This window comes from Paenibacillus sp. FSL R5-0623, assembly GCF_037974265.1.
Taxonomy (GTDB): domain Bacteria; phylum Bacillota; class Bacilli; order Paenibacillales; family Paenibacillaceae; genus Paenibacillus.
Map to the genome: position 1 here is coordinate 3,595,965 of NZ_CP150233.1, position 26,139 is coordinate 3,622,103.

Annotated in this window: 17 protein-coding genes and 1 pseudogene; 10 read left to right on the forward strand and 8 right to left on the reverse strand. The window is 45.0% G+C overall.

Features of this window, described 5'->3' with window-relative positions; genetic code table 11:
• Positions 1 to 184: 184 nt before the first annotated feature.
• Complete coding sequence (locus tag MKY92_RS15720; protein WP_339296816.1) at positions 185 to 5,215, forward strand: hypothetical protein; 5,031 nt, start codon at positions 185 to 187, stop codon at positions 5,213 to 5,215.
• A gap of 338 nt (positions 5,216 to 5,553) precedes the next feature.
• Complete coding sequence (locus MKY92_RS15725; protein ID WP_339296817.1) at positions 5,554 to 6,444, forward strand: cation diffusion facilitator family transporter; 891 nt, start codon at positions 5,554 to 5,556, stop codon at positions 6,442 to 6,444.
• Between the two features lie 112 nt (positions 6,445 to 6,556).
• On the opposite strand, the gene MKY92_RS15730 is transcribed toward MKY92_RS15725, so the two are convergent.
• The 5 genes from MKY92_RS15730 to MKY92_RS15750 form a co-directional block, all read right to left on the reverse strand.
• Complete coding sequence (locus tag MKY92_RS15730) at positions 6,557 to 7,027, reverse strand: ferritin-like domain-containing protein (protein ID WP_339296818.1); 471 nt, start codon at positions 7,025 to 7,027, stop codon at positions 6,557 to 6,559.
• A gap of 106 nt (positions 7,028 to 7,133) precedes the next feature.
• The gene (locus tag MKY92_RS15735; protein ID WP_339296819.1) at positions 7,134 to 7,574 is read right to left on the reverse strand and encodes a CBO0543 family protein; all 441 of its coding nucleotides are present in this window, start codon (positions 7,572 to 7,574) and stop codon (positions 7,134 to 7,136) included.
• Between the two features lie 211 nt (positions 7,575 to 7,785).
• Positions 7,786 to 9,219 carry an alpha-L-fucosidase gene (locus tag MKY92_RS15740; RefSeq protein ID WP_339296820.1) on the reverse strand — a complete coding sequence of 478 codons (1,434 nt, stop codon included), beginning with the start codon at positions 9,217 to 9,219 and terminating at the stop codon, positions 7,786 to 7,788.
• A gap of 14 nt (positions 9,220 to 9,233) precedes the next feature.
• Entirely contained in the window at positions 9,234 to 11,273 is a 2,040-nt protein-coding gene (locus tag MKY92_RS15745; RefSeq protein WP_339296821.1) for a beta-galactosidase, read from the reverse strand.
• Positions 11,274 to 11,372: 99 nt separating this feature from the next.
• Positions 11,373 to 12,188: an AraC family transcriptional regulator gene (locus MKY92_RS15750; RefSeq protein ID WP_339296822.1), complete on the reverse strand. Its 816-nt coding sequence runs from the start codon at positions 12,186 to 12,188 to the stop codon at positions 11,373 to 11,375.
• Positions 12,189 to 12,358: 170 nt separating this feature from the next.
• Between MKY92_RS15750 and MKY92_RS15755 the strand changes: the two are divergent.
• Positions 12,359 to 13,072 (forward strand): annotated as a pseudogene (locus MKY92_RS15755) (DUF421 domain-containing protein).
• Positions 13,073 to 13,153: 81 nt separating this feature from the next.
• Here the strand turns inward: MKY92_RS15755 and MKY92_RS15760 are convergent.
• Complete coding sequence (locus MKY92_RS15760) at positions 13,154 to 14,512, reverse strand: alkaline phosphatase (protein WP_339296823.1); 1,359 nt, start codon at positions 14,510 to 14,512, stop codon at positions 13,154 to 13,156.
• 349 nt (positions 14,513 to 14,861) lie between these two features.
• Here MKY92_RS15760 and MKY92_RS15765 point away from each other — a divergent pair, with 349 nt between their 5' ends.
• The 5 genes from MKY92_RS15765 to MKY92_RS15785 all read left to right on the forward strand — a co-directional run bounded on the left by MKY92_RS15765 (position 14,862) and on the right by MKY92_RS15785 (position 21,965).
• Positions 14,862 to 16,676: a family 43 glycosylhydrolase gene (locus MKY92_RS15765; protein WP_339296824.1), complete on the forward strand. Its 1,815-nt coding sequence runs from the start codon at positions 14,862 to 14,864 to the stop codon at positions 16,674 to 16,676.
• Positions 16,677 to 16,907: 231 nt separating this feature from the next.
• Positions 16,908 to 17,222 (forward strand): metalloregulator ArsR/SmtB family transcription factor, encoded by a 315-nt coding sequence (locus MKY92_RS15770; RefSeq protein ID WP_339296825.1) that lies wholly within the window; start codon positions 16,908 to 16,910, stop codon positions 17,220 to 17,222.
• Positions 17,219 to 19,687 carry an FAD-dependent oxidoreductase gene (locus MKY92_RS15775; RefSeq protein WP_339296826.1) on the forward strand — a complete coding sequence of 823 codons (2,469 nt, stop codon included), beginning with the start codon at positions 17,219 to 17,221 and terminating at the stop codon, positions 19,685 to 19,687. The genes MKY92_RS15770 and MKY92_RS15775 overlap by 4 nt, the downstream gene beginning before the upstream one ends.
• A 256-nt stretch (positions 19,688 to 19,943) precedes the next feature.
• The gene (locus MKY92_RS15780) at positions 19,944 to 20,762 is read left to right on the forward strand and encodes a helix-turn-helix domain-containing protein (RefSeq protein ID WP_339301807.1); all 819 of its coding nucleotides are present in this window, start codon (positions 19,944 to 19,946) and stop codon (positions 20,760 to 20,762) included.
• Between the two features lie 24 nt (positions 20,763 to 20,786).
• Positions 20,787 to 21,965, forward strand: a complete 1,179-nt coding sequence (locus tag MKY92_RS15785; RefSeq protein ID WP_339296827.1) for an MFS transporter — start codon at positions 20,787 to 20,789, stop codon at positions 21,963 to 21,965.
• A 624-nt stretch (positions 21,966 to 22,589) separates the two neighbouring features.
• Here MKY92_RS15785 and MKY92_RS15790 read toward each other — a convergent pair.
• The gene (locus tag MKY92_RS15790) at positions 22,590 to 23,066 is read right to left on the reverse strand and encodes a hypothetical protein (protein WP_339296828.1); all 477 of its coding nucleotides are present in this window, start codon (positions 23,064 to 23,066) and stop codon (positions 22,590 to 22,592) included.
• Positions 23,067 to 23,229: 163 nt separating this feature from the next.
• Between MKY92_RS15790 and MKY92_RS15795 the strand changes: the two genes are divergently transcribed.
• Positions 23,230 to 24,324 carry a stalk domain-containing protein gene (locus MKY92_RS15795; RefSeq protein ID WP_339296829.1) on the forward strand — a complete coding sequence of 365 codons (1,095 nt, stop codon included), beginning with the start codon at positions 23,230 to 23,232 and terminating at the stop codon, positions 24,322 to 24,324.
• Between the two features lie 87 nt (positions 24,325 to 24,411).
• The gene (locus tag MKY92_RS15800) at positions 24,412 to 24,867 is read left to right on the forward strand and encodes a DinB family protein (protein WP_339296830.1); all 456 of its coding nucleotides are present in this window, start codon (positions 24,412 to 24,414) and stop codon (positions 24,865 to 24,867) included.
• Positions 24,868 to 25,103: 236 nt separating this feature from the next.
• Here the strand turns inward: MKY92_RS15800 and MKY92_RS15805 are convergent, their stop codons facing one another.
• Positions 25,104 to 25,988, reverse strand: coding sequence for an AraC family transcriptional regulator (locus tag MKY92_RS15805; RefSeq protein WP_339296831.1), 885 nt, complete (start codon positions 25,986 to 25,988; stop codon positions 25,104 to 25,106).
• Positions 25,989 to 26,139 lie beyond the last annotated feature (151 nt).

Consider the following 26,139-nt stretch of genomic DNA (forward strand, 5'->3'; position numbering starts at 1 on the left):
TTTACTTAAAATCGTATAAGAAATTCTTAAAATGAAAGAAATTTCACGGTAATGTAACATGCTAAGATAAAAACGACAGAGTGGGACTAGGCAGAAGGCAACTCATTATTTGGAAGCGTTATCATTACGAGGAGAGGCTGTGAATTGTATGGTCAAAAGGAAGCTGTTTTTCTTCATCGTTTTCATGTTGACGATCGTAGTTCCTTTCAGCCTGATCGGAATAAGGACCGCATACGCGGAGACCTTACCTTATCAGACCATTATTATCGATGACGGTAGCATTAAGATCAATGATGTTGTGACACCTGATGCGGGTAACGAGAACAATGGATATTCGGCTCCAAATTGGACCACAAGCACAGGAGTGAAGGGGTATGATCTTTCCAGCACCAAATATACGAGTACAGCAGGCAGAACGATAACATGGAATCCGCGCCTGGAAGCAGGAACAGCGAAAATTTCGTTCTATAAGCTGGATTGGGCGGATAAGGCTGATAGCAATGTAAAAATCGAAATTGTTCATAATGGAACAACGGATGTAGTCTTTATGGATTTAAGACCCTCATCTGGCGCACCAGCGGGATGGGTTGATTTGGGAGAGTACTATTTTTCCGGAGTTGGTGAAGAATTTGTTCAATTGACCCGGTCTACCGGCACCACAAACACAATCCTTACACGTGCTGATGCGGTCAAGTTTGAAGGGAATATAGGGCAGAAAGAGCCACATAAGACGATCATTATTGATGATGGAAGCCTCACAATTGATCATGTCGTCACTGTTGATTCAGGCAACGTCAGTAACGGGTTCTCCGCTCCTTATTGGACCACAAGCGCAGGAGTGAAGGGATACAATAATTCCAGTTCCAAATTTACAGACGCCGTAAATAGAAGCATCACATGGAATCCACGCCTGGAAGCAGGGACGGCGAGAATATCGTTCTATAAGCTGGATTGGGCGGATAAAGCTGACAGTAATGTGAAGATTGAGATTGTTCATAACGGGATAACGGATGTTAAGTTTATGGATCTTAGACCTTCGTCAGGTCCATCGGTCGGATGGGTGGATCTGGGGGAGTATGAGTTTAGTGGTGATGATAGCGAATTTGTCAGGCTGACTCGAACGCAGCCTTCTACGGGTACAATTATTACGCGGGCTGATGCAGTCAAGTTCGAGGGGAATATCCGTCAACAAGCACCACCGCTCCCCCCACTAAGAAGCCGTACCTTAGCGAATCTCAGTTACACAGAGAAAGGTAGCATCGAAAATGCTAATTACAAGGCAACCTTCTATGAGGCAGTATGGGATGAAGGTAAAACCATCGTGCGTGACATGTTCTACAAGAACACGAACACGGGAAACTGGATGCCAATCAATAATGAATCGGAAAGACTTGAGGAACAATGGGTTTTATTGGATGGGAATGCGGGGAGCCGAACCAATTATTATGATACGATGAACAAACGCTGGATTACATTCGACGGGATCACGTTTCCTGACGGCCAGACGGCGGTATTAACCGATTCTACGCATGGCAGTGATTACGATTTTGAAGTGAACTGGTCCATGGCAGGGGATAAACCAGATGTTTCTTTTGCCTTTACGCCTCGCCGCGACGGAAATTATGTGATTGGATATCAGTCCTTCACAACAGAGGCAGTCTCGGGCATCAATGAAGTGTTAAATGGATTCAGGTCACATGCCAAAATGGTAGGTACAGTGGAATCCACAAGCTTGAGAGAGCTGAGCGCTCCGATGAGCCTGATTGAGAAGAATGATGATTCAGGGAATCCGTTGACATATGGGGTATTTGTACCTTCGGAAGAGTTACCGGTTGAATTTGAGCCGACGGGAGGCGTTACGAAACAACGGCTGGGCATGAGCCTGGTCAACAATGAAGGCAACGTGCAGCCAATCCTGTATGCGCCTCAATTAGGGGCATATTCGCAAATGACCGCAGAAAACACCTATCAATTTCATATGGGGTTAATCGCGCAAAAAAGTAATCTGTATGAGTCCTACACGGATATTCTTCGGAATGAGTACGAATATTCGGCATATCGGAAAAATGTGTCAGATCAATCGCTTACTGACGCGATGTTTAATATGATCGATTTGCTCAAGATTGAGCCGCAAGGGGACGACACTGTTAACTATGTCCCGTCACCCAGCGGGTGGTGGAGTCGCGCCAAGGGTTTTATTGATATCGAAAACGAGGATAGCGTTCGAACAAGCTCGAATGCAGTTCTTTTGGGAGCTTATTATTTAACTGGGGATGACCAGTTATATGATACGAGAGCACTGCCATCCGTCCAGTATGGCGTATCGCGAAATGGTATCGGTTGGTCACCAACGCAGAAAAAAGTATATGGTGTGCCATCGTTATGGAAAATGGCTACCCTGCCGTTTGATGTTTCAAGTGTAGCCGCTGTCAATCAGATGATGGCCACTTCGGCAGGCATTGGGGCGCTGGCACAGGAAGAATACCTCGTACGTGATCCTGACCAGAAAGACCGGGGGCCTGTTATTCAACCTCTGATGATGTATCGGATGACGGGAGATGCGCAGTATTTGCAAGCTGCAAAGGATGCAGCCGACAGTTATATCACGCAACATATCGATACGCCTGCATCCGTCGATGTGAGTAAAAATGAGTTCATTTATTACTATAGCAAGCTGTGGATGGAGATCTTGGAGCTATATGAGGAAACGCAGGATCCCAAATACTTGAATGCCGCTTATAAGGAAGCCAAACGGTATGCAACCATGTTTGTTGCTCGCCCCGTCCCTGAAGGTAACGTTACGATTCCTCAGCCGGAGACATATAATTACGCGGAGTCGTTCCATTGGCCGGAAAGTGGTAAATTTCAATATCCTAGACTGAAGCTTCCAGAAGATATCGCCGGAGGGGTTCAAGCGGAGCGTTGGCTTGTTTCACCAAGCGGATTGACGTTTGAAGCAGGAAGTACAACCGGCTATTATCGGATGAATGCTCAGGAAGCTCCATTCATGCTGAGATTGTCGCTCTATACAGGGGATAAGCTGCTTCAGGATATTGCTCATAATGCGGTTATTGGACGATATTCCAGTTATCCAGGTTATTACTATAAAGGCTTCGCTGTTAGCCAACTTGAACCGGACTTTCCTCTGAAAGGCCCAAGTGGGGCTACATCCATCTATTATCACCATATCCCGGGGCAGCTTGGACAAACGATGGATTATTTGATTAGCGAACAATCCTTGAAATCAAACGGGAGTATTACATTTCCTTCTGTTTTTGAAACAAATTTTTTATGGTTCAAATATCACCTCTATGGGAATAAACCAGGTCAATTTTATGGTAATTCCGACGTTTGGCTTTGGATGCCCAAGGGGATTATTAAGACCAATCATCCTCAATTGAATTGGATAACGGGTGAGAGCGGCGATAAATTCTACATCGGGTTAAGCAACGCATCTTCAGAAGAAGTTCAGACTCCAATTGAATTAAATGAACAAATCATTGGATTCAACCCGGCACAAGATTACACCGTAACGATCATCCGTGACAATGGTTCACCAGAGCAAACGGTTATGAGTGGTGGAATCATTCAAGCCACGGTTTCAGGCAAGGGCATCACCGCGATCATTGTAGAGGGACTCGATATTGATGTACCGCTGCATCAGGTCAGAACGGCAGATACATCGGATGCAAGTTATTTCTTTGATACCCACAGTCCAATTGATGCGGTTAAAGGCATGCTGATCGTTAAGCCTGACGAAACGGTTTATGATGCTTATGTGCAGGCCAAAACAACGAAACCAGCGACAATCCATTATTCCCTGGATGGCGGGGCCACGTACACAACCGTGCCAGATACGATATACCCAATGGAATGGTCGATACGGGTGAATGACTTATCCCAGACCTTCACTTATTATGTGGAATCGGAGGGGAAACAGACCCGCAAGCGGACACTCTATCTGCCGGATCAGGTATCGGAAACTCCAGTTCAACCCGATGATGGGCAGGATACTTCATCTATCATTGTGGATAATACGGAGGCGGAGACAGAAGGTGTCTGGATAAGGGATACGACGGCTAACGATTATTATTATGATAACTATGTGTATGCCAAATCTACGGCTGGCACAGCAACAAGCAAAATGAGATGGCGGCCTGAGCTGCCGGAAAGTGTCACTTACAGTGTGTATTACAAGATTCCGCAAATCACCGCAACGAGTGAAAATTGGGCAACAAATGCCTCGTTTACCGTTTATTATAGCGGGGGCTCCGAAACGGTTACTGTTGATGAGACAACGGCGAATGGTACTTGGGTGCACCTTGGGGATTATCCTTTTGCTGCAGGTGATAGCGGGTACGTGGAACTAACCAATAAGGCCAACAAGTCCAGAGTCGTTGCTGATGCAGTCATGTGGGTGGACCCAAACCGGATACCGCAATTGGAGTCTGCTGTGATCATGTCTGATCGGAACGAGCTGCAGATGACTCAAACCGCGCAACTGAGCGTAACCGGTTATTTGGATAACGGTTTGGTCGGTGATCTTACACAGGCTGATGTGCAGTATTTCGTCGATCGTACAGATCTGACCGAAGTGAATAACAGTGGGTTGTTGACCCTTCTTAATCTCGATGGGAACACGGATCACATTGAGGTATGGGCTACTGTCACGATTGACGGAGTGACCTTAACCACGCCTCCTTTGACCTTAACGATCAGGGACCTAACGGTTATCGTGGACAGTACAAATACAACAGGGTTATACACGACAGAAGGGTCTTGGAGCCAAAGCAATTTAGCTGGATACAAAATTGGGGTTAAATCCCGCTATTCAACAGTTCAAGGATCATCAGCGACGTGGAAAGGCGAGTTTCCAGAGGGGAAATATACGGTCTCGATTTATAAACTTGTCCATACGACGGGAAACGATAATAATGTCAAAGTGGAAGTGAAGCATAAAACGGGTACCGAGGTCATCTATATGGATGCAACGGTCGGCTCATCGGGTTGGGTTAATCTGGGAACGTTCGATTTTACGGGTGACGGCAGTGAATATGTCCGGTTAACCAGGGTTACGCCTACAACGGTAGACCCGCCAACGCTTCCTGCGGATATGATCTATACGAGGGTTGATGCAGTTATGTTCGAACGTCATTCCGAAGATTCGGAACTGCCTGCAAATGAGGCGCAAGGTGAACCGACACTTTCTGAATAATGGCAGTGAATTATGAATGGAAGTGGAACAAGGGTAAGTGATATTATACAAATTATTGTAAAATAACGCTAAGAGCCGAGTGGATCAAAACAATCCATTCGGCTCTTTTTGTCTAAGTGCAAGAAAGTGTGGTTACAAGAGAAGGCAGTCGGCCAACGTCCTCTTACCACCCATAAATCACTTAAGTTTGCCAAAACCAACTTTTTTGGATGCTCGTAAAAAAATTGCCGCTTTCAGATTATGTTTCGTCACACTCAAAACGTTTCTCTAGACCCACACAAATCATCAATGATACCATCATACACGTGCTAGATTTGAAGATTGCAGGAGGATATCATGTGGATCAACTTAAATACGATAATCTAAAGCTGGGGGAGCGCGGAGCTATCATCAGCATTATCGCCTACATATGTTTGACCGTATTAAAACTGATCGTTGGCAATATGGCCGGATCAGAAGCGCTCAAGGCGGATGGATTAAACAATGCCACCGATATTGTGGCCTCAATAGCTGTACTGATCGGTTTGAAACTTGCCCAACGCCCAGCCGACACAGATCATACATATGGTCACTGGAGAGCAGAGACCGTTGCGTCACTAGTTGCTTCTTTCATTATGATGGCAGTAGGTTTACAAGTACTGTTTGAAGCCATTGGTTCTGTGTTTCAGGGGACACATGAATCTCCGGATATCATCGCTGCGTACACAGGCATTTTCTGCGCGGTTGTCATGTATCTGGTCTATCGCTATAACAAGAGACTTGCTTCCCGTATTAAAAGTCAGGCGGTCATGGCTGCAGCTCGTGATAACATTTCCGATGCCTGGGTGAGCACCGGTACGGTCATTGGGATCGTGGGTTCCCAGTTCGGCCTCCCATGGCTGGACCCTGTAACGGCTGTCATCGTAGGTTTCCTGATCTGCAAGACCGCTTGGGACATTTTCAAGGAAGCCACACATCATCTGACGGACGGTTTTGATGTTGAACTGATTCAGGAGTACAAAAAAACGATTGCCGGAATTGACAGCGTAGAGACGGTTAAAGACGTGAGAGCGCGGAACTATGGCAATAACGTTGTAGTAGACGTTGTCATAACAGTTGATGCAGAGCTGGATCTTCAACAAGCACACGATATCTGTACAGATGTGGAGAATGAGTTGATGGAGGAGCATGACGTTTACACCGTTCACGTTCACGTGGAACCTGATATTTTGGAAGACTCAGGATTATAAAAGAGAGGCTCGGCAAAGCAAAAACCAGTGAAGTGTAACTCATTCACTGGTTTTTGCTGATTTCAATTTTTCACTTTTAAAAGAATCCGCGCGTTATATATCCCATGCATGACTATCTCGGCAAATTGTAGGTAATCAGATTGTTATATTTATCCGCATGTTTCTGTTCATCCAGGATGATTCCCCACACCGTATCTTTATATATGCCATACGGGAGACCAAACCATATTTTTCTATACTTTTCCACGGCGGCCAATTCACCCTGAAACGCCTTTTGCAATCCGGCAAGATAAGAGGTGACCGTCTCAACAGGCTCACTGCTTACGCCCGAAACCTCCTGACCTATCAGATCCTTGTACATTTGGCGGAACATTTGATTATGTCCACGTTCATCATTACGGATGCTCGTGATGATGGCTGCCTGATTGGCATCGGGTGACAACTGAATCAGAGAATCATAGAACATCTCATCGTTTCGTTCTCCTTGCACAGCCGTTTTGATTAATTCAAGTGCTTCGGCTGATGATGTTGCCCATACCGGAGTAAAAGTGTACCTGTAACCATAAGGATATGCCACATACATTACGAATCCCTCCAAGACGAATATGAGTTAAGATATGCACGTATGCCCATCAGCGTTAACCCATATCATCTGTCCCACCTTATTAGTCGAAAGCTTCAGTGAAACTTCACTTGATATACCTCAATATTTTACTATAACCATAAGCAAGAACAAATGGCAGGAGGTATGACAAAAAGGTCCAAAGAATGTTCCATCCATTAAAATAAATGACATGTCCCATCATTTTGGCAACCCATTCGATTAATGTCAGCGACAATGATGCAATGAGGATCGCCAACCATGGCTTGGCACCTTTTTCTAAAATCGTATACATCATCAGACAGCCGGCGATCGGATAGATTCCAAGATCCATTGGAAGAGCAGCCAAGGATTGATTACGAGTGTTTGGAAGAATATTCCAGAAGTAATTAAACCCGATATTGTTGATGAATGCTGAAATAGCCACACCAAGTGGATAATATAGAATAAGGATTGTAAAGTTCCGACGCAGAATCCATACACCCAATATAATGGGAATGACCATACCGAGCAGAATGTTTCCTAACATGCTTTTCTCCTCCAAAGCTTGTTACTTCTATAGCTCACAATAACCAATCATTAACTGCATTTATCGGATTTCTCTCCCTTCAATGCAAGTGTTGTTGTATAAGGTAACCAACTCCATGGGATATAATGCATATTAGCAATTTCGGAACAGGCATGTGTGAGTCCGAACGTCAAAAAGGCCGCTTATCCAACAAGGATAAGCGACCTTTTTATTATTTATTCACATCTTGAGGACTTAAGTAAACTTCAACAGCAGATAATGTCGGACACCATCTGGATTCTTCAATAATCAAACGGAGCCTTCTTGCTCGGATAGGGAGAAAGCGGCAAATCCGTTTGTATCCAACGATGGTACAGTCGCACAGATCACGCCATATCTCGCCATCAAGATATTCGATGTGAAGTTTCTCAATGCGCTGTCCAGACCGGATATGCTCCTGAAGCAGGATCGTATCAAACGTATGCTCTTCCAATAAATCAAGCTCAATGGCAGCGTGTTCGGTTCCTTCCATGGGGCACCAATACGTCGTTTTGTCCCCGTCCAGCACATGCGTGGCATCATGTTTCTCATCAAGCGATTCTGATGCAGTGGCGTGTCCTCCGAAGGCCAGGTTATGGTGGAACGTAGCACGAAGTCGATCGCCAAGTTCTTGCATCCGTTTGGCATCATTCTCATGAATTCTGCCGCGTTGGTCTGGAGGCAGATTTAACAGAAACGTAGCATTACCACCAACAGACTTATAATAAATATCCAGAAGTTTCTCAAGACTTCTGACCTGGTCATCCTCAGCAGCGTGGTAGAACCAGCCCGGCCGAATCGAAGTATTAACTTCGGCAGGGAACCAAGTAACCTGTTTTCCAGCTACAGCATCACGGCTGCCCAGATTTTCGTCGCGAGAGTTAGCAAGTTTGGCAAACTGTCCATCATCCACATGCTGCGAAGCCTCCTGAATCTTCTCGCAATCCCTGAGTTCCTCCGGAACAACACTCCACTCCGAATCCCGTGTATGTCCTGCTTCATTTCCACACCAGCGCACATCCGGACCACATACGGATATAACGGCACCTGGCTGCAGTTCCCGAATGACTTTATAGTAGCCATCCCAATCATACACTTGTTTCAATCCGTTCGGTCCTTCACCGCAGGCACCATCGAACCATACACAGAAGATGTCGCCATAGGAGGTCAACAGTTCACGCAACTGCAGCTTGAAATATTCATTGTATTCGGAGGTTCCGTATCGATGGTCATGACGATCCCACGGGGATAGATATACGCCAAATGCCAGACCACCCAGCCTGCAAGCCTCAGCGACTTCCTTTACCATATCGCCATTGCCTTCGCGCCACGGACTGCTCTTAACCGTATGTTCCGTATATGCGCTTGGCCAGAGACAGAAACCATCGTGATGTTTACAGGTTAGGATGAGACCCTTTATTCCTGCAGATTTGCACACCTCTACCCATTGCGTGGCATCAAAGTCGGTAGGGTTGAAGAGGGCAGGTGATTCGTCACCGAATCCCCATTCCTTATCTGTAAATGTATTTATTCCAAAATGAATAAATGAATAAAATTCGAGCTCCTGCCAGGCCAATTGACGGTCGGATGGGGTGATATTGGCTAGAGTCTGAATGGAGTGGCTCATGAGTAACATCTCCTTTAATTTGAAATGAATTGAATGATTTCAGCATCATAGGGCTCAAGCTTCAACTCAGAGGTTATGGTCTGGCCTGACAGCATACCCATTGCTGTTTCTTGAAGGGGCACCGTCTGCAACTTGCCTGTTGTGTTGACATAGAGGGTATTTGTGTTGTCCAGATGACGAGCCACGACACCAGATGGTGTGGCGGGACCTTTGACTATGCCAAGCGTTGGATACAGACGATGCAGAAGCGCACTCAAAAACGTTGTATTGGCAGGCAAGGCCACATAGATCGCCTGACCCTGTCCGTATTTATTGCAGGTGACCGCCGGGGAAGACTCACGTGTATTTGAAAAACTGGCGATGACGCTCGCGGTACGCGGCTCAAGGATCTCATAATAATCGATATCAGGCTGAATGTTTTCCGAATCCATGACGATGACCGGCTTCTCACGCTCCAGGCCAAGCTCGGTTTTTTCCAAACCTCCGGCATTCTCCCAAGGGGTATGGCTGCGTGTTCGAACAAATGCACCACAGCGGATGCCAAATACATCACTCAAGCCTCCTGGTAGGGTAGTATCAAACACCCGATTGTTCGCAGTGACTTTGGCAGAATAAGCCGTCATGATAACGGTACCCCCTTGTTCAACAAAAGCCCGTAGTGTTGCAGCCGATTCTTCATCCATGATCGCGTGTCCGGGTACGATAATCACCTTGTAGTTTTGATGAAGGCTGCGCAGATTGACGATGTTGCAATCCAGATTGGATTGTTCCAGAGCGCTGTATGCTTGCAAAACCTGCCCGGTATAATCGGTCTTGTAATAACTTGGATTGCCAGCCATAACCTTTAGCGTCTCAAAGGAGTACGCGATCGCAATATCCGGGTTTGTTTTTCTTGGCATATCCAGATCCTGCAGCCGTTTGAATTCCTGTGCAATCCGTGCAAATTCATCATATTTCCAGCCGGGTATACCATCATGATCCACAAGACCAAACACATATTGCTCTTCGCCGCCCAGCATTGTGCGCCAGGTCCAGGCACAGACGGCCTGCGCTCTGTGAATCAGAGACAGGTACGCGTACATTCGCATCGCACCCGGTGGAGAAGCGTAGCCGCCAAAGTCCCCAGTCTGGAATTCCAGACACCAGATCGGCCGATCCAACTCACCGATACGATGGTCCATGAAGAAACACGCAGCAGTTAGCGCTTGTTTATCTTCGGGATTGGTCCCGGGATAGAAGCCAATGCCCGGCAAGTCGATCATTTCCCGGTACTGCTTCAGATAATCGAAACCGTAGCCCGGATTTTCCGACCAGTGGTTCGTTGTTTCTCTGACGTCTGGAGCTAATTCCCTCACGATGTCGCTTAATCCTTGCATATAAGCCAACGTCTCATCGGAGTAAAAACGTGCCATATCCAGAAGGCGTTCTGGTGCACCTTTGACCTGTCCCGAAATCGGGAGGACCACATCACTGAAGCTGTTCAGTTTACGGGACCAGCGCTGTGCAGTCCAAGCTTCATTAAGCTGCTCGACCGTTGCATACTTATTACGAAGCCAGACCTCGAATCGGTCCCGGGCCGCATTGGAATAGGATGGAGCACCGGAGCCCAACTCGTTGCATAATCCGAAAGCATAAAGGGCCGGATGATGCCGGTAGCGCATGACGAGTTTTCTGGCAAAATCATAAGCGTATTCTTGAAAGGTTGGATGACCGACATCCTCCATATATCTTGTTTGCGCTTCCATACGAAGGCCGCTCGGAGCACTCAAAGAAATTTCGGGATACTTTCTGTGCAGCCAAGTCGGAGCCGGACGGGTTGCAATATCCAGAACGACCTGAATACCGGCTTGGTGAAACAAGGTCATGACTTCGTCAAACCATGCAAAGGTGTAGTTTCCTTCCGATGGCTCGAAGCTGTCCCAGCATAAATGGCCGAGTCGAACGATTGTAAACGAAGCTTCACGCATCAAGTCGATATCGTGCTGCCAGCGTTCGCGCGGCCAGTCGTGGGGGTGGTAGTTAGCGCCTGCATATAACATCCTGATCACCGCCATATAATAATATTAAATATACAAATCATTTTAATAGCTGATGATCGGATAATATATATAATAAAAAATGAAGTTCATATAATAAAATGAAACTGATTCTGATTAATGGAGTTCACGAAAACGTTGGGGCGTAATATTCTCAAACTTTCGGAAGGTAGAGACAAAATGGCTCACATCCAGAAATCCCACGAGAGAAGCAACGGTTTTGATGGTCATATGTTTGTTGTTCATTAAGTGTTCCTTGGCTTTCTGGATTCGCAGTTGGATCAGATATTGATAAGGGCTCATTCCAGTCGTCATACGAAACAAGTAATTAAGCCGCTGTGAGCTTAAGCCTGCATATTCCGACAGATCAGCCAAGCCGATTGAGGCATCATGAAAATGCTCCTCCATGAATCGAATCAAGGGTGCCAGTCGCGAGGATTGTTGGGAATAAGAGCGTTGGTTGTCCACTTGTCCGTAACGTTTCAGATCCATTAGAAATCGATACACAAACGTGGAGCTGTTCATTCCGCTGAATTCGGACTGCTGCCTCGCCAATCGGCTGGTAGTGTTATGAATTCTGGATAGCCTGGAATCGCCTTCCCAACGAATGACCTTGGATGTGGCCAATCCCAGGGAAGAGATGATCGTTGGGGCTAAATCACCACTAAATGTGATGTACCAAGTAGACCAGGGATGTGACGATGTGTAATAACGGTGCGGAACATGAGGTGGCAATAGAATTCCCTGATTAGGCCCAAGTGTCATCGTGTTCCCCGCACATTCAAAGTGCCCTTCACCGCCTGTCGTTTGCAGCCAGTGGTAACAATGATAGCCGTCAGGTCTATCAAATTCTTCTTGCCATTCGTTATAACCGGTTTGTTCCAAATAGATCGGCAGTGTACGGTCCAGATTAGTGACAAGCATCTGCTTCATGTAATGCTTCATGGTTTATCAACCGCTTTCATTTTTATATCATTTTTCTAATTATAACGGATCATGTTGTTTTGTTTCATTTGTTATACATAAGGCAACATATTTAAGGATGATTGGGTGAATACTCAGAAGAGTTCCATAATTATCTAACGAGTGAAAGGGTGCTTGTATTGTACGAACATCTTATCATCTTCATCCGAAGTATCTTTGCCTTCTTGCTTCTATTGGGTATTGCGCGCATATTGGGGAAACAAACGTTGTCTGATATGAATTTCCATGAATTTGTCACCGCAGTCATCATGGGAGCCATAGCTGCCAATCTAGCTTTTAACGAAAAAATAGAAGTCACACATCTGATTATTTCTCTAATTGTTTTTACTGGAACCTCTTATCTGTTATCCAAATTAAATCTGAAAAGCAGAAAAATTCGCTTACTGGCCGAAGGCTCCCCTACCGTATTAATTGAAGGCGGCAAAATTCTTGAAAATAATCTCGCCAAAAATAAACTGACATTGGATTCCTTAAACTAAATTCTAAGACAGAAAGATATTTTCAACATGGAGGAAGTGGAGTACGCCTTACTCGAAGTGAATGGACAAGTTTCGGTCATGAAAAAAGCCAAGTATAGAACGGCTACGGTTGAGGATGTTCATAAGAAGGCAGAGTCCAATCCTGAACACATGCCTGTGGAGTTAATTATGGACGGGGAGATGTTAAGCAAGAATCTCGAACTAAACGGCATATCTGATAAGGAACTGGTGCAACAGCTTGAATCACAAAGTAAAAATATAAGCGACGTATTCTATGCGGTAAAAGGAAGCGACGGCAGGATCTATATGGATTATTATGAGGATCAAATCAAACATCCCATTGATGTCGAGTGACACCCTCAGAAATGAAAAAAAACCTTCTCTTCGGATGAAAGAAGAGAAGGGATGATCCTAAACTATTGAATTATTATCGTATTACTGGTGCTTGCTGAGAATATCAAATATGATCTTGGCATTATCTATGTTGTCGATCAAACCGGCGAAGCGATGACTTGCCGGGCCGTAGGCATAGACCGGAACATCTTCACCTGTATGTCCACCTGTTGTCCAGCCCGCAAATGAACGGTTATCAATAATTGCTTCAATGGCATTATCAATCTTTGTTACATCCGCACTTTGGGCTGCTTCTTTCACCGATTGAATCTCTTCCGGTTTCAACTCCAGTTTCAGATAACTTTTCAGTGTTTCTTCAACTGAAGCACCTTTTGCTATTTGTGCTGCCATGAAGTCTGGGGTCCGCAGTGCAGCTTTGATCGGGTCTACGAAGAAGTTGTATTCTCCGTCTTTTCCAAGCGTAAGTCCGCCTGTGGAGTGGTCAGCAGTAGCTACGACAAGTGTTTCACCGTCTTTTTTGGCAAAATCAATAGCTGCCTGAAATGCAGCTGCGAAATCATCCATTTCACTCATCGCGCCAACGATATCATTATCATGTCCTGCCCAGTCGATCTGGCTGCCTTCGACCATTAGAAAGAATCCTTTGTCGTTAGAACTGAGACGATCAATCGCTGTATTGGTCATCTCAGCCAATGATGGAGTTGCAGCAGTACGATCAATCAACTTGTCCAGACCTCCGTCCGCAAACAGTCCAAGCACTTGTTGATTCTTATCAGCAAGGAGAGAGGAACGATCCGTGACATAGCTGTATCCGGCCTTCTGAAACTCCTTCGTCAGGTCACGACCCTCGCGTACAAAATTGGATTTCCCTCCACCCAGAAGTACATCCACCTTATGCTTGCCATTAATCAACTCATCATAATAATCGTCCGCAATAGCATCCATATTTTTCCGACTGATATCATGGGCACCAAATGCAGCTGGTGTGGCATGAGTGATCTCCGACGTAGCCACGAGTCCGGTGGACTTGCCGTTTTCTTTTGCCTGCTCAAGTACGGTTTTGACTTCCTTCTGCTCAGGGTCAACCGCAATGGCCGCATTGTAGGTTTTTACACCTGCCGACATGGCCGTTGCTGCGGAAGCGGAATCCGTCACATTTTGTTTATCATCATCAGGATAGGTCATTTGTGCTCCAACCAGATAAGGGTCGAATACGGTTTTGTCCATGCCCTTCGTCGAAGGATCATCTTTCATATAACGGTAGGCGGAAGTATAAGAGGTCCCCATGCCATCCCCAATGAGGAAGATGATGTTCTTGATTTGTTTTTTCTCTACACTTACAGCTTGAACGGCACTTGCTTGTCCGGCGGACAAGAGAGTGGAAGCCGATACAGCCAGAGTCAGCGCTACCGCTGGTAATACTCTTTTGGATAATTTCACAATGATTCCTCCTCGTAATATCTCAAAAACAAAAATGAATGCATGAATCTATATTCATTTGTTCATCACTAAGAAGGTTAGCATTTATTTGTAAATGAAAACCAAGAATTTTGTATACCTGAGGTAAAATAAAGGTGATGCGTTAATTCTTTGCATAAGGAGCAAGTCAAACATCCCAATCAGGGCAAATGTTTCCGCCGAAAGATTCACATGATCTGCAACATACGAGATTATAAAAATATACTCATTCTACTGTTTTTGAAGTAAGATACAACATATGTAGAACGCTTTCATTTTTATATTTACTGTTAGTATAAAATCAATTTCACTTTCAGGAGGCTCTTTACCATTGACCAAAACAACTCCAACTTATGATGGGTATCTCTTTGTACATTTTATTGGCGAACAACCAGACGGAGAGCAGGTTTATTTCTCCTATAGCGAGGATGGTCTTCACTGGAAGGACCTTAATGGCGGCTCGCCTGTGCTGTTTTCCGACCTTGGAGAAAAGGGGGTACGGGACCCATTTCTGGTTCGTTCAGTCAAGGATAATAAATTTTATATGATTGCTACGGATCTACGCATCGCAAGCGGCAAAGGATGGTCTCAAGCCGTTAATGCCGGGAGCCGTGACGTAATTGTATGGGAATCCAGCGATCTCGTAAACTGGTCATCCGCATGGAACGTTACACTAGGTGTTGAGGGCGCTGGATGTGTCTGGGCACCAGAAGCTGTGTATGATGAAATGGCAGATGAGTTTCTTGTATTCTGGGCTTCAGCGACGCAGGAACCTCAGGAGCAAGAACGAAAGCAAAAAATATACAGCGCTCGCACAAAAGACTTTCGTACGTTCTCCGCATCGGAAAAATACATTGAGCGGGATAATCATATTATTGATACAACGATTCTTCCAGCGGATGGCTCTTATTATCGATACTCCAAGGATGAAACAACCAAAAACATACGGGTAGAAAAAGGAGACTCTCTCGACAAAGGGGCGTTTGTTACGCTTCAAGCCCCGGTACTGGAGGCTGTGGCAGGTGTGGAGGGACCTCAAATCTTTAAATTCAATGACCGGGAGGAATGGTGCCTGATTGTTGATCGATTTGCTGAAGGCAAGGGGTATCTTCCTCTGCTGACTACAGATCTAAGAAGTGGAGAATTCCGAATCGTCCCTGATGGTGAATTCGATATGGGAACGACTCAAAAGCGGCATGGAAGTGTCCTGCCAATCACAGCTGAGGAGTGCAGCCGGCTTCTCGCGGCTTTCGGGGATGGTCATCAAGTGCTCCCCGGACAATATGCCGATCCTGATATCGCACAGTTTGGGGATCGTTACTATATGTATCCAACAACAGATGGCTTCGAGGGGTGGTCAGGGACACAATTCAAGGTGTTTTCTTCTTCAGACCTGAAGCATTGGCAAGACGAAGGTGTCATCCTTGATCTGGGAACAGAGGATGTCACTTGGGCAACCGGTAATGCCTGGGCACCGGCAATTGCCAGCCGAAACGGAAAGTTCTATTTTTATTTCTGTGGCAAAATGCTGAACGGCGAGAGTGCCATTGGCGTTGCTGTAGCAGATACACCGATTGGTCCATTCCTGGCTGAGTCACAGCCTTTAATCACAATGGAGCAGTTGAAACGTCTGGGCATCACCATGGGTCAGGCCATTGATCCCTCCATCTATGTCGAAGAGGATGGAAGAACGTATCTGCTATTTGGTAATGGATATGCTGCCATTGTGGAGCTTGGTGAAGACATGATAAGTGTCGTAGAGGACACAATGAGCAATCTGGCGGGCTTGCATGATTTTCGTGAGGCGGTAACCGTGTTGAAGCAGGGTGGACTATACCACTTTACGTGGTCCTGTGATGACACAGGCAGCGAAGACTATCATGTGAATTACGGTACGGCAGAGCAGCTATATGGTCCAATCACCTATCGATACCCAATCCTGAGCAAAAATGTGGAGAGGGGCATGCTGGGCACAGGTCATCACTGTATATTTATTGATTCCGAAACGGGTCAATACCAGATTGCCTATCACCGTTTTGTAACACCACTGTCCAGATTCTCCTCTGGAAAGGGGTATCACCGCGAAATATGTATGGACCCGCTTCTTTTTGGTAAGGACGGACTGATGAAGCCTATCATACTCTAACATAAGCCGTTCAATTGAATCGCTATTTAATAAATGCCTGATACAGCATGGTTGCCTGTCAAATATCGCTTTTAGCGGTTTTGGCAGGCATTTTTATCATCCACCTGAATCAAGTCAAAGCCGAAGGGTTGAGCGGGTATGAACTTATTGAACGCATTCACTCGAGAATACATTTGACATGAGAATCAATAAATCGTATTATTACGATATAACGATTTAGGAGGAATACTTTTGAACACTCCCGCTTTTGACAGCAATAACATTAAACAGTTCGATGAACCTGCTAATCTGCTGAAAGCTTTATCTCACCCCATTCGTTTATGCATAGTGCGGGGACTGATGATGAAAAAAAAATGTAATGTTTCTTATATGCAGGAATGTCTGGATCTTCCCCAATCAACAGTCTCTCAACACCTCCAGAAACTTCGTAGTGCTGGTATTGTTGCGACGGAGCGGAATGGTCTTGAAGTAAACTATGTGCTTGCCGACAAACGGGTTGAACAGATTATTAAAACTTTATTTGAAAAGGATGATTGTGAATCATGAGCAAAAAAGTACTGATTGTTGGCGGTGTAGCTGGAGGTGCATCTGCAGCTGCACGTCTTCGCCGTCTGGATGAACATGCCGAGATTATTATCTTTGAGAAAGGACCCTATATCTCATTTGCCAATTGTGGCTTACCTTATTATATAGGTGGATCAATCGAAGATCGAGAGCGTCTGCTGGTGCAAACGCCAAAAGGGATGGCAGATCGCTTTCGTATCGATGTTCGTACAAGAAGTGAGGTCGTAGCTATCGATTCGCAGAAGCGAGTGGTTAAGATACAGTCCCAGGAGCGCGGTGCATATGAAGAAAGCTATGACGAGTTGATATTGTCACCAGGTGCAAAACCGATCATTCCTGATCTTCCGGGCAAGGACAATCCACTAATTTATACCGTACGAAGTATTCCAGATATTGATCGGATCAAAGAACAGGTAAGTTCTTCTAACAACAAGACTTCGATTGTCATAGGCGGTGGATTTATTGGCGTGGAAATGGCTGAGAATTTAAAGGAAGCTGGTCTGGATGTAACGCTGATTGAGGGGAACGCACAAGTACTCACACCCTATGATACCGAGTTAGCAGCCGCATTGGCACAGGAAATGGAGAATCATGGTGTGAACCTGCTGTTTTCCAAACGTGTTCAGGGATTTCATTCCCTGGAGCAGGGCATAGGGGTTGAACTTGCGGATGGTCATGTGTTGACAGCAGACATGGTTATTCTTGCGATAGGCGTAACGCCAGACACCTATTTTTTGAAAGATAGCGGCGTTTCGCTGGGTGCACGTGGACATATTATCGTAAATGAAGCTTTAGAAAGCAGCGTGCCACATATCTATGCTGTTGGGGATGCGATCGAAGTAACGGAAACCATTCATGGTACGAAGGCAACGATACCACTTGCCGGACCTGCCAACAAACAAGGCCGTATTGTTGCCGACCGTATCGCAGGGCTTCCTTCTACCTATAAAGGAACACAAGGTACATCCATTATCAAAGTCTTTGGAATGACCGCAGCCACGACAGGCAGTAATGAAAAAACACTGCAACGTCTCGGCGTGGAATATCAAACCGTTATTGTACACCCTGCTTCTCATGCATCGTATTATCCGGGTTCAAGCGCGATTACTCTTAAACTGCTGTTTACTCCGGAAGGTAAAATTTTGGGCGCACAAGCAGTTGGTTATGATGGAGTGGATAAACGAATTGATGACATTGCTGTAGCCATTCATTTTGGAGGACATGTACGGGATTTGACAGAGCTTGAACTGAGTTACGCGCCACCTTATTCTTCTGCCAAAGATCCCGTGAATATGGCTGGATATGCAGCAGAGAATATGATCACCGGACGTGTTCAGACGTTCACCTATAATCAACTGGCTGATCGTCAGCCGGGGCAGTCGATACTTCTGGATGTTCGCAGTGAAATCGAGCATCAAAATGGTCATATTCCAGATTCACTCTCTATTCCAGTTGATGAGCTTCGTCAACGCTTAGATGAATTAGACCCATCTAAAGAAATCTGGCTATACTGTCAAGTCGGCTTACGTGGTTATACAGCTTCGCAAATTTTGCGTCAGCATGGTTTTAGCGTAAAAAACCTGAGTGGTGGTTATAAAACATACCGTCAAGCCCAGTTTAAGCCTGCTCCATTTACTGCTACAACACAAGAGCAGCATGATCCTGTGATAGACGCGAAAGAAAAGGAGTCTATTCCCACTGACTCAGCACAGCTGCAACGTATTGATCATGAGTTGAACGTATGCGGATTAAGTTGTCCTGGTCCCCTGATTCAGGTTAAGCAGAAAATGGATCAACTTTCAAACGGAGAAACCCTTCGTGTGAAAGCTTCCGATCCAGGCTTTTATGAAGATGTCAAAGCATGGGCCACGATGTCGGGTTCCACAATCTTGCAGTTGAAAAGACTGAAAGGCGGTACGATTGAGTCTGTCATTGCTAAAAATACAGCACAACCCGTATCGGATTCTCCCGTCAGCGATCCTGCCAGCACAATGGTAGTCTTCAGTGGCGATCTGGATAAAGCGATCGCTTCACTCATTATTGCAAATGGGGCAGCAGCCAGTGGACGGAAAGTAACTCTATTTTTCACATTTTGGGGATTGAGCATTATTCGTAAGCAGCAGCCGCAGAAGTTATCCAAAACCATGATCGGCCGTATGTTTGATATGATGTTACCTCGCGGCAGCCAGAAGCTTGGCATGTCCAAAATGAATATGCTCGGAGCAGGCCCGAAGATGATCCGTGGTTTGATGAAAAAACATCATGTGCCTTCATTGGAAGAAATGATTGAGAGCGCAATTGCACAAGGAGTAGAGATCGTTGCCTGCCAAATGTCCATGGATTTAATGGGAATTCAGCGTGAAGAATTAATAGACCAAGTTAAAATTGGTGGTGTCGGTTACTATCTTGGACAAGCATCACAAGCCAATCATAATCTGTTTATTTAAAAAAAATTATAAATGCTAAGCAGGATAATTGAATGAGTAGCGAAAGGATGCCACGATGAGTGGCATTTTTTTGTTCAAAAAAATTGAACGTTTCATTCAGAAACGGTTCTTTGACTTACCCATAACACCAACATAGAGTGATGACAAGGACGGTATTTGATTTTAGCTAGGCAAATGAGAAGCATATACACCCTCGACTTTCCCCTATACGGGAAACTATATACTCGCATTATGTTAAAAGATTGGAGATGATATGTTGTTCAAAATCAGTGCGTTTTCCAGACTAAGCAGGGTCTCATTAAAAACACTGCGTTATTATGACCAGATTGGCATACTTAAGCCGAGAAAGGTAGATCACGATACGGGTTACCGTTACTATTCCGCAGATCAGCTTCTCGAGCTCAACCGAATCTTCATTTATAAAGAATTGGGGTTCACATTGCCACAAATCACACAGCTGTTACAGGAACATATTACATTGGAGAATATTCAAGGCATGTTTAAGCTAAAAAGAAGCGAAATTCAGCAGATTATCGATACGGAACAAGCCAAACTCGTCCGAATTGAGGAACGCATGCAGCTTCTAGAGGAAGAGGGGCACATTGAAACCGGGCAAGAAATCCGAATCAAAGAGGAAGGTGCTCGGCAGTTTCTTTTTCAGACAGGGTGCGGGAGGGAAGAGGAGATCCCGAGTTTATTTCGTCAGTTTGATCAGTCATTAACAAAAGGAATGCGCCAACTGATCCATGGACCACAGGTTGTTTTGTGGAAAGAAATCGCAGGACAAGAGGAAGCGTTCGAGTTTGAAATAGGTTATTTCTTAACCTGTGAGCTGCGATCAGCTCCCGACCCATTTCAACTGCGGACTCTTCCTGCTGAGCCCATGATGGCCACCATAGCTTATCGTTCCAACGCCACCTTTGCCTGTAAAGCCTGTGTTCATCTAGCTACATGGATTGAGAAGAATAACTATCAGATCAAGGAAAACGAGTCTGGTAGGGAACTGTACTTACCCTTATCTCAAGAACAAGATGCACAATTGATAGAAATACAAATCCCCATACTAAATAGATAACTGTAGAAGACGGAGTGGATTAAAGTGAAAAATAAATGGATTATATATATCTTGGCATTGGCTGTTTTTCTGATCGGAACCCTTGAATACATTATTACAGGAGTCATAAAAATGATCGCCTCCGACTTGAGCGTATCTACTTCCGAAGTGGGTTTACTGGTGACTGTATTCGCTCTGGCAGCGGCCGTTATCGCTCCGATTCTCATTGCAATTACAATAAATATGGATCGCAAGAAGTTGCTGTTGGCCGCCCTCAGCGTGTTTATTGCCAGCAACGGACTTATGCTTGTTGACCTTTCTTATGAAACTTTACTATGGGTGCGAATTATTCAAGGGGCTAGCGGAGGAGTGGCTACCGTAGTAGCGATGGCCGTATCGACACGACTGGTTGAAAAGGAAAAAAGGGGCAATGCCATCGGCATCATTTTGATGGGGCTAAGCAGTTCGCTAGTACTCGGTGTCCCATTGGGCACATTTTTTAGTGAAATGTTTGGATGGAGAGTTCTATTTGTATTCATTGGATTGTTAAGTGTTCTTCCATTACTTATTATCTACAAAAAGGTTCCGGCAATCAAAGAGGAAGAAAAGATCACACTCAGAATGCAGCTCTCCATTTTGAAAAATCCGCTCATTCTGACTGCCTTGCTTATTACATTATTGTATATCGGCGGTTATTCAACACTGTTCACGTATATTACGCCTTTCTTACAAGCTACGTCTTCTCTTTCCATGACCGAGATAAGCGGTGTTCTGTTTCTCGCGGGAATTTGCAGCTTTGTCGGATCAAAAGTGGGCGGACAATTGGCAGATGCAAAGGGATCAAAGTTTACAATTTGTCTAGGCCTTCTGTTACAAGGCGTAACTCTTCTTTTGTTTGCTCTAGCTGGAGTTAATCTTATCATGTTAATCTTGGTTATAATGATTTTTATGTTAGCAACGTGGAGTATATCTCCGGCCCAGCAACTATATCTGGTTACACTGGCCCCTCGTAATCCGGACATTGCCCTTAGCGTAAATACGTCGTTTATCCAATTTGGTTTTGCACTGGGATCTGGATTAGGTGGGATTGTAATCAGTCGTACATCTGTCATGTATTTGAATTGGTTGGGTTTTGGAGCTGTAGGAATTGCTTTACTTCTTGCCATACTTCTATTCAGAAGGATGAGCAGTAGGACTGAAAACCCTATGGTTACTGGTGAATAGGTAGGTGGACTGGTTAAGTAAACATCTATCTGGCGTTGAAGTCCTAATTAGAAAGAGGGAATGTACAAGTCGTACATTCCCTGAAAAATACTGCCATCTCAGGATGGTTTAACGCATAAACATGATATTGTGCTGCATCCTCGGAGCTGATCCATGGGATCGGTTTATCCGCTGGCACTGGGTAGAAAAGCATCCCATTATGGATGAGACCCGGATTCAAGAAGTTCTCCATATAGATTACAAGACTGGGGTCTACAGCATATGTAAGCACCTTAAACACGTGGGCAAACAACAATTAAAGCCGCGAAGCACCGCAAAAAACCGGCATGCGCGTAGGCGAGATCAGGATGAAAACACACTTATCCCGTCCGACCGTATCCCATCATCAAAATATTAAAAGAATCGCAAATTATAAGTGTGCGTAAAGAAGGGACTCTCAACTTTTACAGGCTGGACTCCGGAAGCTGAACGTAACGTATCTCGATATAGGAACATATACGACGGTTGGACACAGGTAAGAGATATTCCATAAGCCCGAATGGCTACATGATCAACCCAATTTATATAAATTTGATGAAACTGTTTATTCGCTGATAATCCTGTTAAAATAAAGGGCCATCCCGATCAACCTAAAGACAATAACAATCGTTTTCCAATCTTCAATAAAACTTTCAGCTGCGCCCAGCAGATAATGATTGAAATGACCATAACGATTACAAAAAACAGAAAAACAACGATTTTCATTATGATCAGACGTTTTCCGTTCGGATGTTTGGAATCTCTGCTCGATGAGTTGTCTTTAGATTTAATCATAGCTCGTATACCGACTATGCAGGCAGTAGCCAGCATTATAAAAAGCATTAAAGTAGCCATTCGTTCAGCAGTGAAAGCGATGAGATTTGATCCTCCCGGACCAGAACCCGAGCGCAAAAACCAATGGCAGAAGGCAACAACAGAAAGAGATGACAGGAACAAGATAAATATAATCTTCCACATCCAGTCGAACAGCTTGAAGAAAGGACCGGGTGGATTGATTTTCTGTTCCCGGCGAACCCGACGCTCGGCGTTTCTTCGATCGATTATTGCTCGTTTGGATTTCATGGATGTCTAACCTCCTGCAGTTTCACTGTTCTTCCTCGTAACATTAAGAATATCACAGTACTGACAATCACGTCCCATGTTGATTTGAAACCTTTTAGTTAAAAACTGCGTTTAAAAGCTAGAAGGCAATGAACTTGAATCCAGAAAGGATGTAAGAAAAAAAATGAATAGAAACAAGAAGAGAAATAAGTTAATTGTAAGTGCAATTATGACAGCATTACTGGCATCGCCCCTGGCATACATCATGTCCGAAGGCCAACCGGTAGCCGCTGCAGCTTCCGTTTCCAAATATAAAGTTACCGCACAACCGTTCAGCATTGAAGGAAAGAAATCAAACATTGGTACGATTAATAAAAACGGATCGACCTATATTGCTCTTAGGAACCTAAATACAGCCCTAGGGTTAACCACCAATTTCAATAAGACTAAACAACTCGTTGAAGTGTCGGGAAATGGACGATCGCTTAAAATTAATCTCTCTAACAATACTATTCAATTGAACGGACAACCGGTCTTTGGACCTCAAGTCATTCTCCAGGACAATACAACTTATTTGCCACTTCGCTTCCTACTGGAGCGGATGGGCTATGTAATTTCATATCAGAATAATACAAAGCAGGTCGGTATTCAATCGATTAAGGAAAATGACTTGCAGGTTCAAGCGGAAGAGATCGGTGCCGACGGAGATGGCAAATCATTGCTCGTCTACTATCCGGTAATTAAGGGCTATGCAAGAGAGAAAGTACAGGACAAGATCAACGCCTTTTTGAAGCAGGAGACCGACAAGCACATTGCGGCGGGATCGAAGGAAATGGATACAGTCGTAAAAGCGAATAATCAATTACTAATCAAAAATCCAAAGGCTGAAATTCGGCAACCGAGCCTCGATGGCAGATTTACAGTTATGTATAACGAGAATGGAAAATTGAGCCTATATGTGGATTATGATCTTTATATGGGGGGAGCGCACGGAATGACGACGAGGATTCCTTACACGTTCGATCTCGTAACAGGTGATCCGATTTCGTTGAAGGAAGCAGCAGGTAACGCCGATTATGTCTCTATCATTAACAGCCAAATCACAGATCACATCAATCATCGCGGATTGGAGTTGTCCATTCCATTTAAGACGATCGAAGCTGATCGAGATTATTACCTGAGCCATGATGGTATCGTTATCTATTTCACAGAATATGAATATACTTCCTACGCTGAAGGAATGCCAGAGTTTATTATTCCTTATTCCGAGTTCAAATGACGGAAACTGAGGCTTCAAACTCTAAAGTCTATCGGAGCATGATGACAAGTCGTGTAGTGACAGTGAGACGATAAGGGGGAAAGCGAAATGAATACGATCAAGCGCATGATGGACCATCTGTACTGGGCAGACGAACGTATTTTAGACGCGCTCGAGGAGTCAAAGACAGAGAACAAGGAGCTTCTGAAGCTGGTTCGACATGTTGCGGTTGCGGAACGCGTATGGCTGTCCCGATTGCAAGGCAAGGGTAGCGCACAATATTCATTGTGGGAAGAAACGGAAGACTTGACGGCGATCCGGGAGATGTTCGAAGAAAACATCGAGCAATATCGCGTCTATATGGACGGGCTCGAGGAATTCAAATTGGATGAGATCATTGATTATGCAAACCAGAGCGGGGTTCCGTTCCGAACTTCCATCCGGGACATTCTCTCGCAAGTCATCTTACATGGGCAGTATCACCGGGGACAGATTAACCGGGCACTTCGAACCGAATCGGCGGAGCCTGTCCAAGTCGATTACATCACCTTCGCACGACTCTAAAGGGCGGGGAGAATCATCAACATTGCTGTGCCAAGTAATAACAAAATAGTCGCAGAAATAGCCGCCAACTTGGCGGCTTTTTTGTTCGAAATTAAAAAATCTTTTACAACAACTTCGTCGCCGCGGTAAATCTTGACGGTAATATGCTAGACGCCATGGACCAGCCCAACATTATTACCTTTTATAGAAATAAAAGCTCAGCGGTATGAACCATCAGGATGATCGGCTACCGCAGTCTACTGGGAATGGCTGCGAAATTCACTTGGCGCGATGCCTGTCCACCGCTTGAACTGGCGGCTGAAATGCGCATTGGTCTTATACCCCAGCATCATCGCAATATGATCAATGTTCAGGTCTGTTTGCTTTAACAGCCGCTGGGCTTCGTTCAAAAGGGTTTCGGATAAAAACTTGCGTGGGGCTCTACCGTATACCTGGCGAAAAATTCGATTGACCTGTGACGGGCTAATGTTCAGCGACTTGGCAATATCCTGGATCCAGGTTCGCTCGCTTTCCTGTATTTCCCCATGAAGATGGATATATCTTACCGAATCCTCAATGTGCTCGGCAATTTGATGAGCGATGGCTTCTTTTCTAGATAAGGTAATGGATGCATTTTGAGATAACTGGCCGACCAGGGAACCGAGCAGTTCAAACACGGCGGCATGTACCTTCATTTGTTTGGAGGAAGTTAGCGAGCTAGACAAATGCTCTGTGGCCAGACCATACAAGGTAGACAGGGAAGGGGAGAGCCCCAGAGCCAAATTCGAATTTGCCGGATAATAGATGTCTTTGCAACGGTTAAGTTCTCTGCAAAAGGATGTATCGTGTATGCTGAAATGCACGGAAAAATAAGTGAACCCCTCCGGTCCGGCTCCGGTGCAAGAGTGGGTCATACCCGGCCGGATGAACAGAAGGTCGCCAACCGACTGACGATAAGACTGCCCGTTGACAACCATGTTCATCTGCCCGTCCATCATCCAGTGAACTTCATACATGGAATGTTCATGAGACGGATAAGTCCATCTGGAATCAACTTTTCTTGCATGCAGCCCCAATAATTGAAAAGACATGCGAACATCGGGTAGACGACCTAAATACACAGCATCCGAAAGCTTGGTCACAGCAAACCAACCCCCTTGTACGATTCTATATTCCAACATCCTGTCATCGGAGTGTCCTCGTAAATTATTTTCAGTTCAACGGATATAACCTCATCTTAACAGAAAAAAAATGCGTGAAAAGGGTAAATCGTCGGAGTGATTAGAACATCGT